A 12,311-nucleotide genomic window follows, 5' to 3' on the forward strand; every position below is an offset into this window, starting at 1 on the left:
GCATTTCAGAGGAGGAAGCAACCCATGTACAGAAATCGAAAAAAATATATAAAACCTGCCGGCTGGATTCTCTTCCTTCTCTGCTTTTACGCCGCCGCGTCCTTCACCGGATGTGATCCGGCTCTTTTTATTTCAAGGAGCTCCCATCTTTCAGATCTGGCGGCCGACATGATGCGGCCGGATCTCTCCTTTTTTCCGAAGATCCTGCTGCCTCTCTTTTACACAGTCCAGATGTCCGTTACTGGTACCGTGACAGGATCCGCTCTGGCACTGATCGTTTCCCCTTTCGGCGCTGTGTCCCTGCATTTTCCGTCCTGGGCAAGGCGTTTGCTGCGTCTCCTGATCCAGATACTCCGGTCTTTTCCGGCGCTGATCCTGGCGCTCGCCGCGACCTTTCTCTTCGGACTCGGAACCTTTGCTGGAACCTTCGCGATCACGCTCTACACCTTTGCGATCATGACGAAGCTCACCTACGAGGATGCGGAGCATACGGACACAGCCCCCTATCAGGCCCTTATCTCTATGGGCTGCGCCCGTTTCCCGGCATTTATCCATGCCGTCCTGCCGGAGATTTTGCCCGCGTTTCTGACAAACGCCCTGTACCTCTTTGAGACGAATGTGCGGCACAGCTCTATCCTCGGATACGTAGGGGCAGGCGGGATCGGTCTGATCCTAAACGAAAAGATCTCCTGGCGGGAATTCCACAAAGTCGGAGCGATCCTGCTGCTGCTCTTTCTCACCGTCTGTGTCATCGAGTACGCAAACCGGTATTTTACAGCTGTGATCCACAGCGGACAGATCGCAAAACTTTTTTCAGGCAGAAAGGACTTGTCCAAAAAGACCCGTATCTCTGGACGGATGATCCTTTTCGGTTTTGCAGTGATCTTCCTCTTCTGCCTCGCGACACAGACTCCGCCGGATTTTTCAAGGACAAGTGCCGCAGCCTTAAAAAGTATGGTAGCCGGACTCACGCAGCCGGACTGGAGCTTCTTTTTCTCCACAAAGAAAGATGGGCTCGGCTATCTGCTTCTTGAGACCATCTGCATTGCCATTGTCGGAACAGCCATCGGTGCTTTCCTTGCCACACCCCTTGCCTTTCTCAACACAAGACGCTTTGTCCCTGCTCCGGCCGCCTTTTTCTTTAACCTGATCATCATGGCGATCCGGTCGATCCCGTTTCTGATCTATGGTTTGATCTTTATCCGGGTCTCCGGTCCCGGCGCCTTCACAGGTGTCCTGACGTTAGCAGTCTGCAGCATCGGACTTCTCACAAAGCGCTTCACTGAATGTCTGGAGGTCATTGATCCCGGCCCGTACCGGGCGCTCCTCGCCATGGGTGTCCACCCGGTTCCAGCCGTCTTCCACAGCGTTCTCCCGCAGATCGCCCCGGCGTTCTGCTCCGCCGTCCTCTATCGCTTTGACGTCAATATCCGTGAGGCGTCCGTTCTCGGACTCGTGGGGGCAGGCGGAATCGGCGCACCTCTGATCTTCGCGATGAACCAGTACGACTGGAATAAGGCTGGAGCGATCCTTTTGGGACTGATTCTGCTTGTGTGGGGCGTGGATATTCTGTCTTCACGCAGATAAATTCAAGTCGAACGTCCGTGAGACTTAACGCGTGATTCTGGTCAGGAATGTGCTTTCTACGATTTACGTCCAGCATGAACTACATAGATTTTATAAATAGTAAAAAGACCTTTTGACACAAAATAATCAACGATGTCAAAAGGTCTTTTATTCATTTTTTAACCCGGACACACAGGTCATCAGCCGCCTGTGCTCAGGTTCCACCTTTTACCGGATAGTCAGCCCGATGTATCGTCTCAGCTCGCCGGTTTCACCCATTCTGTCGCACCTGTCGACGCAGCAACAGGTTTCAGTCCCTGTTTTTCTACAAATTGATGGAGCATCTCCGCAGTCTCAGCGCGGGTAACAGTGCCTTTCAGATCAAGGAGATCGCTATCGGCTGCCATGCCACTCTGTGTGGTATCATAGCCCTTGAGCTGTGCGTAGCGATAAAAGACCGATGCAAGCTGTTCGCGCGTAACAGGATCATCCGGACCAAATTTCTTGCCGTCAAAGTCTCCCATAATCCCGTTTTGCTGTGCCCAGGTTACCGCATCGTAAAACCCTACGGTACCGGGACCGTACTCAACATCCGTAAAGTGGTTCTTTCCCTCAACAGCAGGGCTGCCCGCCATACGGTAGAAGATCACCGCGATCTGAGCGCGGGTGATATTGGTGTTCGGTGCAAATGTCACCGCACTGGTACCTGACATCAATCCCTTTTCATAGACAAACATCACATCCTTATAAAACCGATCATTTCCATACACATCCGTAAATGGATTCGCCCCTGCGTGTGGATCGCTCTTTATCCAGCCGGCGTAAACCGTCCTGTTTCCGATCAGCCTGAGTTCCGTGATCCTCTGTGTCAATTCCTGATCGGAATACCAGCCGGTAAAATCATAACCCTCACGGGTCGGAATATGATCGGAAAGGCTGATCATCTTACCGTAGGTTCCCCCGATTGTACTTATGCCGCCGCCACCGTTCGCATGAAAGTTCAGCGTATAGCTGGAGGTATCGCCGCTGCTGTCGGAACTGCTGCTGTCCTTTTTCGGGATCGTCGGGGTCGTTGGAATCGTCGGGGTTGTCGGGATTGTCGGTGTCGTCGGGATTGTCGGTGCCGTCGGTGTCGTCGGGTTCGTCGGTGTTGTCGGGGCCGTCGGGGTCGTCGGAGTCGTCGGAGTCGTCGGGGTCGTCGGGGTCGTCGGGGACGCCGGATCCTTCGGTACCACCTGTCCTGCCGCAATTCTGATACCACAGCCCTTACAATAGGTGTCCCCCGTATAGCCATCCGCGCTGGCGGTGGCCTCAACTCTGCCGCGCACCTCGGTGCCGCCCGTGTGGTGATCTGGATTCAGATCCCCATAAGCCGCGCCGCAGACAGAACACACCGCCTGGTCTTTGCAGGTGGCTGTTCCGCCGGAGTGATCCTCCCTGATATCCTCTGCCTCACAGCGGGAACATTTCTTCCAGTGCCGGGTTTCATTATGCTGCTGCACACTGAAATCATGACCCCGCGCATCCATCGTTTCTGATTTTGTTGCAGAGCAGACTGTGCAGGTATAGGTTTTCTGACCTGCGGTTGTACAGGTAGGCTGTATTGTCACTTTGCCGCTATCCCACTCATGTGTCGATTCTTGACCGATGACATTACAGTTTGAGCATTTCTTCCAATGTTTTCCGGCATCGCTCTGCCATTCGCCCCATGCGTGAATACACACAACCGGATTTTCTGGCTCCGGTATCACGATCACAAGTGTCCATCTGGCATAAAGCACCACATTCTCCGTAACAGGAAAAATATCTCCCGGGCATCCCGCTTTCTCTCCATCAGGATTATCCAGCGCCCAGCAATCAAGGATCGCTGATTGATATGTAAAACCAGACTCCGGAAGAACGTAATCCCCGGATATGCCTTCCACTGACTCCATACGTCCCGATGCTCTGCCTCCATCAAAAGAGACTGTGTAAGTTTCGCCCTTTACCTTCCAGTTTATCCATGCAGCTTCAAATTTGTCTTTATACGCGTCAGGAACATATATCGTCAGATTCTCCGGCCATGATTTACCGGGCAGATAAAATGCCAATGACAATTCTGCTTCTTCCGGATCTTTCCAATGGGTGTGAACTTGCCCAAGTTGCGGGCAATCATAAAATGCGAAGCCCCTCACATCTTTGACACTACCTGGAATATCAATCTGCCTGAGGGTGTTACAGCCCTGAAAAGCGGCAATCCCTATTGTTTTGACTGTTTTTGGAATTTGCACCTCATTGAGTGCTATGCATCCACTAAATGCATGTTTTCCAATCGTTGTCACTCCTTCCTCTATGACCACCTTGTTAATCTTAGACTTTTTGTCCTCCCAGGGACATCTTTTACCGGAAATAGTATTGTCGAAATCAGGCATTTCCCCTTTACCGGATATCGTAATGGTCTTATTGTCTCTGCTGATCGTCCATTTAATATCTGTGCCGAGGATAGGATTCTGGATGTCAGGAAACGGTCCATACAGCACAGCCGCAACCTTCAGATAGCGTGCGATATCAAGTATGACCGACTCCTCAACGGAAAGCTGTATCATTGCGTCCTCAACAGCTTTAAACTGAAGCCTTACCTCCTCGAGGTTATCGTTATTGATATCTGTTACGTCCGGCAAAGCATCGATCATCTCCTGTGCGCGAGCGATAGAAGAGACTTTCCGCGCATTGGACCGGGTTGCGATCGCTTTATTTTTCATAAGCGCTTTCGCAGTTATTGGAGTGCTTTCGCTGTCATATTGACAATTTAATTCTTTTGTGATGCAGCCGCTTTCCTCACTGCATACATGGCCGCACTCGGTGGGCTCCACCGCATCAGATGGGGTGACCACTTGTTCCGTTGTATCCTTCTGCGGGTAACATTCCGGCGCATGCTCATGGACACATGTTTCCGTCCACGTATAACACTCCGGGGTATGTTCATGGCTGCCCGCTCCTTTTCTCATTTCTGCCGCCAATACAGGCACAGAAACCAAAGAAAGCATCATACAGATACCGAGCAGTGCCGCATAGATCCGTTCTCTTTGTTTCTTTTGTTTTTCTGGCTTTCTCATTGATTTTCCCCCCATTTCTATGGTATCTGTTTCCTTTTTCTGAATTTGATATATAAAACAGTGAGCACAACTGCCGCGGTAAAGGAAATGACCGCTTCCAGCACATATCCGCCCACACCCTCATGCAGCAGGATCGCCCCGTACATTCCCGCGGCATCCATCGGCTGGCTCTGCACCGTACCTACCGTTCCCAGAAGGGACAAAAACAGCAGAGCGCACAGTACAGACAGACTGCGAATGCTTCGCCGCGCCTGTCGGCGGCGATATTCCGCTATCCGCTCTTTTGCCAGCGCAACACGCTTTTGTGTATCGTACATGCACACAAAACCTCCTTTCTGAAAACTCAGCTTAAGGGTCTTTCACTTATATAGGTACAAAAATCCGGAAAAACTCTCACCCGGGAAGCAGATTTTTCAAAAAAAAATGAGAGCTGCGTAAAAACAGCTCCCAAAAATCACAAAATAAAGTTATATTACGGTGTCAGACGGCGGGCGATCAGCTTTCCCGCTGCCAAAATCACTACAGGCAGAAGATAGGCAGTATACTGCACTGCGCCGCCGTAAGCGATCAGCAGATTATAAATCGCGTGAAGCGTGATGGCTGCTCCCAGCAGACCGCAGGTTCCGGCAATCTTCAGCCAGGTCCGCTGCCACACATACGCGAGGCCTCCGCCTACAATGGCTCCGCAGATCACGTGCATCGCTCCTGTTCCGATCCCCCGGAAAAAAATAAAGGAAAAATGTCCGGCTCCATTTTGGATCAGATAGCAGATATTTTCAAAAGTGGCAAAAGAAAGGGCGACCATCACGGCGGTAATTCTGATCTGTTCCGCTTTCGGCTCAAATACCAGAAGATAAAAGAGCAGAGGCAGAAGCTTCATGACTTCCTCCACCACCGGGGCAATCTCCGCAGTGGCGGCAAGGTTGTCCGCACCATAAAGCGCGGCAAAAAAGGTATTGATATAAGCGGAAAGCAGACATGCCCCCATTCCCGCAAGGCAGAACAGAAAAAATTTTGTCTGCCGTTTTCCCATGCACAGGGCGGCGATCAGTAACGGTGATGCCATACAGATAAAAACATTTTCAATATACGTCATTCCTGCACCGCCTTTCCCGTTGCCGGCAGCAAAGCGAGCAGGCAGCCCGCCAGCAAAAGATCAAACCAGCAATATGGGCTGAAAATGGAATCTCCCGGCCAGAAGCAGCCGGAAGTCCAGAGAGCATATTCTAATGTCGCATAGCACAGTACCCAGATATGAAAATATTTCATATTATGCGCAGCTCCCCTCTGCCTTCTGGCATAGACAAGCCCCCGGATAGAAGAATAGGAAACAACGATCATCATACCGCACCAGAGCAGATTGGAGAGGATATCTCCAAAGGTGCAGTAAAATATACACAGCGGAACACCGATCAGGACAGCACTTAAGGCCTTCCTGCACGGAAATCTCCGTTCTTCTGCCGAAGAAAGCGTGTATTGCAGTATGGAAAGGAAAATGACACTTGCTACCCAGCCGAACTCTGACACATAAAAGACCTGCGGCGTTTCGGAAAATAAAAGCAGATACAGTGTCCAGTAGAGAGAGCCAAGGAAGAAACAGCCATAAAAGCAGGTCAACAGGAAATACTCCTGTTTCCGGCTTTTCAGATACCGGATACCACCCAGGAAAAAGCCTAACAGGGTAACCGCGGCTTGCAAAAGGTTACTGACGACTTCCATCTGCGTTTTCCCCCTTTGGCTCCCCTGTCTGTTCTTCTTCGTTCAGTCTGCGGATGCGGAAACATAAAACCGTCACGCACACGCCGAGGACAAAGGCGAGCAGTCCGACCACGATATATCCAAGTGCAGCGCTGCCACCTAAAATCGTCGCCGCTGTTTCAAAGTTAGAGGCAGTTCCCATCTCGATCCGGCTGACAATATCAGGCATGGAAAGGGAAACACCTGCGATCACTGCAAGACATGCGGCCACGCAGCAAACTGCGGCAGCCCATTCTCTCCGCAGTCTTTTTTTGTATTCTTTTTCCGCAATACGGCGTTTTACTTCCGCGATCCGTTCCTCATTACTTCGCATTGGTAATTCCCTCCCGCTCCAGTAATCCGCGCAGACGCGCTTTTCCCCGGTATACCATATTGGTGATCTGCTTCTCACTTTTTCCCATGACCTCGGCAGCCTGCTGGTAGCTCATTCCTTCAAAATATGTCAGATAAAGAGCTTCCCGATAATCCGGTTTTAACTCGTCCATGCAGAAGTGCAGAATCTGATCCCGTTCCCTGGTCCGGATAACCTCCTCCACCAGTGTCTTTCCATCCGGCTCTTCCGTCAGGTCATCAAGGCTGAAGAAAAGCCGGCGCCTGCTTTTGTGGCGCAGAGCCATGTGCCGCGCTGCTTTATACAGGTAGGCCTTAAGACCACCGTCCCTGATACGCGGCTTTTTTGTGAACAGGTAGGAAAAGACTTCGATCATCAGATCCTCCGCCTCGTGGACATCATGCAGATAGCCATTGATGTACAGGGTCAGCGGGTTACCGTATTTTCTCATTAAAGTCTCAAGACCTGCTTCATCGCCGCGCAGATACTGTCTGTAAAGTTCTTCATCAATGACCATGCTGTTCATTTCCTTCTGTCTGAAATACTATACACAGTATATATGGGCTTCGCCATAATTTCAAGTTTTATTTTACTTCAAACTTCGCCCCGCGCTCCAGATTCTCACCATCCATATGATAGACCGCGTCAATAATATAATTCCGGTATGTTGCGTTCCCGTCCTGCGGTGTCAGCCGTTTATGGGCGATCTCCCCCGCGAGTCCCATGGCGCAGACTGCCGCTGCTGCCGCCTCAAGCGGATGATCCTTATTTGCAGTCACAAATGCGGCTGTAAGAGCAGAAAGCTGACAGCCGGTTCCCGTGATGGAGGACATCATCGGATGGCCATTGTAGATGCAGTACGCTTTTTTTGCGTCCGCCACGAGATCAATAGCGCCTGTGACCGCGATCACAGCTCCTGTCCTCTCTGCGAATTTCTTCACGAATGCCACCGCCTCATCAAGGTTCTCTTCGGTTACACGGTCTGCGATATCCGCATCCACGCCCTTTGTGGTCCCTGTTCCCACCGCAAGTGTCTTGATCTCAGAGATATTTCCGCGGATCACGGCGAATTTTACCGCTTTTAAAAGTTCGTTGGCCGTCGATGTCCGGAGTGTCGATGCCCCGACGCCCACCGGATCCAGCACTGCCGGGTGTCCCAGCTCATTGGCCCGCGCTCCCGCAATCTTCATAGACTCGATGGTACGGCTGTTCAGCGTACCGATATTGATATTGAGGCCTGCGCAGATCGTCTGGATCTCCGCGACCTCCTCCTTGTCGTCCGCCATGATCGGGGAAGCCCCGCAGGCCAGAACCATATTCGCGCAGTCATTGACCGTCACATAGTTCGTAATATTGTGGATCAGCGGGCTCTTCTCCCGCACCTGATCAAACATCTGTTTTAACATGCTTCTCTCTCCTCTACTGTCCCATTGCTTCCTGCATCCCTGCAAGGATATTGGCTTTCTTTAAGCTATAGATCAGCACACCGCTGATCACGGCACCTCCGGCAGTTGAAACAAGGAACGGGATCACATATGCGTAAAATGCCAGACCTGCCGCGCTCTTTCCCATAAGGAAGACCGCTACCGGATAGGCCGTGAGTCCGCCAAGAACAGAGGTTCCAAATACCTCACCGATCAGTGTCGCCGGAATATTCTGTGTCTTCTGATACACAAGCCCGCAGATCAGCGCGCCGAACATACTGCCCGGGAATGCCATCAGGCTTCCAAGTCCCAGAAGATTCCGGATCAGCGCCGCCGCGAATGCCGCGCCCAGTCCGTATCCCGGTCCTAAGAGGACTGCACAGAGAATATTCACCATATGCTGTACCGGGGAACACTTGCTCCCGAATACCGGGAATGAAAATAAGCTTCCTGCCACTGCGACTGCACAGAAAACAGCTGCCACCGCTAATTTTTTCGTATTTGTCTGTTTCATGTTTTATTCCGCGTGACCGTTCCTTTCTTCGGACCGTCACACATTCCTCCTTTGAAAATTTTCCGCAGCCGCAAAGCTTCCCTTGCGGCCGTATTTTTAGGAAACGGCTGTACGACAACAGCGCTTCCACAGGTGAAGTACCATGTACTCCACATAAAAATGTACAGTTCCCCTTTCCGGATCACTGTATGGAAGGCGGTCGATGCTTACTGGCATCCTCTCACGCCGGAACACGGCTTCCCATCGCTGATCTCATACAAAGCCCAGGGCGCTCCCCCTCGGCCCGCCGCCTGCTGGCGGATCCCGTTTTCTCCTTTCAAAGTATGGTTTTGTTACTGTTTTTTCTGCCACCTGTTTCGGAAACACAATGATCCCAAATTTTTTAAATCAGATGACATAAAAACAGGAGACACCCATCACGGCATGTCCCCTGTAAAAATTCATATCATGACTTCCTACGGCGGCATTATCCGCATCAGGTTAAAGGGTCGAAGTTTGAGCACTTCCTCTCAGCCCGCCAACGAGCTCCCCTGTTTTTTGTAAGACTTATTATAGCGCATCTTTGAAAATTTGCAAGTAAAGAATTTTCTATTTTTCTTTTTCCTTCTTTATCCGCACATCCTGATCCATCTGCGCTTTCGCCTTTCTCGCAACCTTCCCGGCCGTACTCATCGTACTGCCCCGGACGATCATTCCATTCCCAAAACGCCTGCGGATATCGTCGAACGCCTCATCTGCTTTCTTCTGTTTTTCCCGCTCCTTGGGATTCTCAAACAGGGAGATCTGTCTGAAATCATCCGTTGTAAGATCCGTCAGCGCCATTCCGATCAGCCGCAAAGGCTCACACTTCCAACATTCATATAACAGCTTTTTCACCTGCGCAAAGATCTCCTCCGTCACATCCGTGGGATCCTCAAACGCCCTCTGATGTGATCTTGTCTTAAAATCCAGTGTCCGATAAGTCACCGCCACACAGCTGCACTTTTTCCCGTCCCTGCGCATCCTTGCAGCCACCACATCACACTGGGCAAGCAGAAGCGCCAGTGCCTGCTCATACGTCACAAGATCCTCTTCCACGGTCGTCTCCGCGCTGTAGCCCTTCGCTTCCTCCCGCTCCGCACGAACCGGGGAATCGTCGATGCCGTTGGCATACCGATAAAGCTGATGCCCGGTCTTTTCTCCCAGGATCCGCTTGATCTCCGCCTCTCCGCTCCGCGCCATATCGCCGATGGTCTTAATTCCTTCCTGTAAGAGTCTTTGCTCCGATGCCTTTCCAAGGAACAGAAGATCCCGCACCGGAAGTGGCCACAGCTTTTCCGGGATCTCAGCCGGAAACAATGTATGTACCTTATCCGGTTTTTCAAAATCCGATGCCATCTTCGCCAACAGCTTATTCGTTCCGATCCCGACATTCACCGTAAAGCCCAGCTCATCCCGGATCTTATCCTTGATCTCGTGGGCCACCGCCACCGGATCCGGATAGATCAGATGGGTACCGGTCATATCGAGAAACACCTCGTCGATCGAAAACGATTCCATCGCAGGCGCATAGGATGCGCAGATTTCCTTAAACGCCCGGGAACACCTCTGATACAGCGCAAAATCACCCGGTACGCACACGAGATCCGGACATTTCCGCAACGCCAGAGCCACAGGTTCCCCTGTCGTCACCCCATATTTTTTCGCCGGGATCGATTTTGCCACAACGATGCTGCGCCTTAGCTTCGGATCCCCACCGATACAGGACGGGATCTCCCGAAGATCCGGCAGCCCCTCCTTTACGCGCTTCGCCGCCTCCCAGGAGAGGAAGGCGCTGTTCACATCCACATGAAATATCAACCGTTCCATACTGTTTTCCTCATACCAGAGCTTTCTGAGACTTCCGTCTCCTCATTCGGTCAGGCACTGCAAAGGAAACCTTTCTATATCATGCCTCATCATGCCTCAGCTCATCCTGCCGCACTGCCTGCTCACACGCTTTTTTCTCTCATGATCCAGAAAAACGTGCACGTAAATATAATTCCCTTTACGATCGACGTGGACGTAAGCGCCCACCAGATTCCGTCAAGCCCCATGATACCGCTAAGAACGATGGCAAGCGGTATTCTGGCACTCGTGAGCACAATACTGATCACGCTGCAGAGTCTCGTTCTTCCGAGTCCCGACAGTGCTCCGATCGTCGTCAGCTCCACGCACATAAATGCCTCGCTGAATCCAATGATCACGAGATAGCCCACAGCTGTCGCAACCGCCTTCGGCTCATGGAAGAAGATATCCGCGATCGCATTTGGGAAACAGATAAATACGGCGGAGACCAGCACTCCCCAGATTCCGACCGTCCACAGGGATACCTGATATCCTTTCCGGACGCGTTCTCTCTCCCCGGCTCCATAGTTCTGGGCCACAAACGCGTTTAACGCAGCTGCAAATCCATCAGCCGTATTCCAGGAGATCGATTCGATCTGACCGCCGACTCTCTGCGTTGCCACTGCCTCCGCACCGTATCCAGACACCATTCGCGTCAGGATCATGGAAATCCCGCAGTACGCCATGCCCTGGAGCGCGGTTGGAATTCCGATCCTGCAGATTCCCCTTAAAAATTCAACAGGGATCTTCGCAAAGAGCCGGGTTCCTTTTAACACATTCTCCTTCTTCCACGCAATGATCCCAAGAATCATGATACTCATTACGATCGCCTGAGCTGTCACCGTAGCGATCGCTGCTCCGGTTACGCCAAGTCTCGGAAATGGTCCCGGTCCGAGGATCAGGACCGGATCCAGGATCATGTTCGTCACGAGTCCGATCAGATTTGCCATAAACGGAGTTTTTGAGTCTCCCTGAGCCGTATAGAGTCCCGTGAGTGTCAATGTCAAAAATGAAAATACAATCAGTCCGCAGGCGATCTTTGTGTAGGACAGCGCTGCCGCCTGGGCCTCCGCATCCTCAAGTCTGAAAAATCCCACCATCTGATTGACAAATATGAGACAGAGGACCGCATACGCGATTCCCATTGCCGCAGAAAGCTGCACTGCAGCCTGAGCAAATCCGTGGGCTTTTTCCCGGTCCCCGCGCCCGATACACTGTGCCACCTGAACCTGTCCGCCCATTCTCGCCATGGACGCCAGCCCCTGCGAAAGCCAGGTAAACATTCCCCCGACGCCGACTCCCGCTACTGCCTTTGATCCCAGAAGACCGATCCACGCCATGTCCGTAATGTTGTAAAGCGTCCCCAGAAATGCCGATGCCATGATCGGGACAGCGAGCTTCACCAGGGTCTTCATAATAGGCCCCTTCGTTAAATTTCCTTCCATACCCCAAATTCCTCATATATTTTTTTGATTGTCCAGTATTTCTATTATAGCTGATTTCTTCTACGATGCAAATATATCTTTTCCTTGTTTACATTCTACCATATCTCTCAATGTACGGCAAACACTAGTTCTGTATCTTGATAAAAATTTTGGCACACCTGACTCATCAAAGTAACGAGAACGCGGTGTGCCATATTTCCTTAAGCAGTATACGTTTTCCTCTGAAAGCATTGTATTCAGTACCTTCATTGCTTTCTTACGGCGCGTTTCATCCCGTGTCAGGTCACGGTTTAAGGCCACCTAGAAATATGG

At 51.4% G+C, this 12,311-nt stretch carries 11 protein-coding genes and 1 riboswitch; of the genes, 1 reads left to right on the plus strand and 10 read right to left on the minus strand.

The window, feature by feature from the left end; translation table 11 throughout:
• Positions 1–24: 24 nt before the first annotated feature.
• Positions 25–1,587, plus strand: a complete 1,563-nt coding sequence (gene phnE / locus GPK83_RS11755) for a phosphonate ABC transporter, permease protein PhnE (protein WP_215704848.1) — start codon at positions 25–27, stop codon at positions 1,585–1,587.
• 236 nt (positions 1,588–1,823) lie between these two features.
• On the opposite strand, the gene GPK83_RS11760 is transcribed toward phnE, so the two are convergent.
• The 10 genes from GPK83_RS11760 to GPK83_RS11805 form a co-directional block, all read right to left on the minus strand.
• A complete protein-coding gene (locus GPK83_RS11760; protein WP_215704849.1) occupies positions 1,824–4,661 on the minus strand; it encodes an S-layer homology domain-containing protein in 2,838 nt (945 codons plus the stop codon).
• A 17-nt stretch (positions 4,662–4,678) separates the two neighbouring features.
• Positions 4,679–4,978 carry a hypothetical protein gene (locus tag GPK83_RS11765; protein WP_015554060.1) on the minus strand — a complete coding sequence of 100 codons (300 nt, stop codon included), beginning with the start codon at positions 4,976–4,978 and terminating at the stop codon, positions 4,679–4,681.
• Between the two features lie 155 nt (positions 4,979–5,133).
• Positions 5,134–5,757, minus strand: coding sequence for a PrsW family glutamic-type intramembrane protease (locus GPK83_RS11770; RefSeq protein WP_015554059.1), 624 nt, complete (start codon positions 5,755–5,757; stop codon positions 5,134–5,136).
• A complete protein-coding gene (locus GPK83_RS11775; protein WP_215704850.1) occupies positions 5,754–6,380 on the minus strand; it encodes a histidine kinase in 627 nt (208 codons plus the stop codon). Before GPK83_RS11775 ends, GPK83_RS11770 begins: the two co-directional genes overlap by 4 nt.
• Complete coding sequence (locus tag GPK83_RS11780; RefSeq protein ID WP_215704851.1) at positions 6,364–6,732, minus strand: DUF4179 domain-containing protein; 369 nt, start codon at positions 6,730–6,732, stop codon at positions 6,364–6,366. Before GPK83_RS11780 ends, GPK83_RS11775 begins: the two co-directional genes overlap by 17 nt.
• Positions 6,722–7,267 (minus strand): sigma-70 family RNA polymerase sigma factor, encoded by a 546-nt coding sequence (locus tag GPK83_RS11785; protein WP_015554056.1) that lies wholly within the window; start codon positions 7,265–7,267, stop codon positions 6,722–6,724. The genes GPK83_RS11780 and GPK83_RS11785 overlap by 11 nt, the downstream gene beginning before the upstream one ends.
• Before the next feature lie 67 nt (positions 7,268–7,334).
• On the minus strand, positions 7,335–8,156 hold the full coding sequence (thiM, locus tag GPK83_RS11790) for a hydroxyethylthiazole kinase (protein ID WP_215704852.1): 822 nt from the start codon (positions 8,154–8,156) through the stop codon (positions 7,335–7,337).
• Positions 8,157–8,169: 13 nt separating this feature from the next.
• Positions 8,170–8,688, minus strand: a complete 519-nt coding sequence (thiW, locus tag GPK83_RS11795; protein WP_015554054.1) for an energy coupling factor transporter S component ThiW — start codon at positions 8,686–8,688, stop codon at positions 8,170–8,172.
• Between the two features lie 435 nt (positions 8,689–9,123).
• Positions 9,124–9,230: riboswitch (TPP riboswitch) on the minus strand.
• Positions 9,231–9,276: 46 nt separating this feature from the next.
• Entirely contained in the window at positions 9,277–10,536 is a 1,260-nt protein-coding gene (locus GPK83_RS11800; protein ID WP_117552539.1) for a DNA polymerase IV, read from the minus strand.
• A 122-nt stretch (positions 10,537–10,658) separates the two neighbouring features.
• Positions 10,659–11,999: an MATE family efflux transporter gene (locus tag GPK83_RS11805; protein ID WP_215704853.1), complete on the minus strand. Its 1,341-nt coding sequence runs from the start codon at positions 11,997–11,999 to the stop codon at positions 10,659–10,661.
• Between the last annotated feature and the right edge of the window lie 312 nt (positions 12,000–12,311).

Source organism: Clostridium sp. MCC328 (assembly GCF_018785465.1).
Lineage (GTDB): Bacteria > Bacillota > Clostridia > Lachnospirales > Lachnospiraceae > Pilosibacter > Pilosibacter fragilis.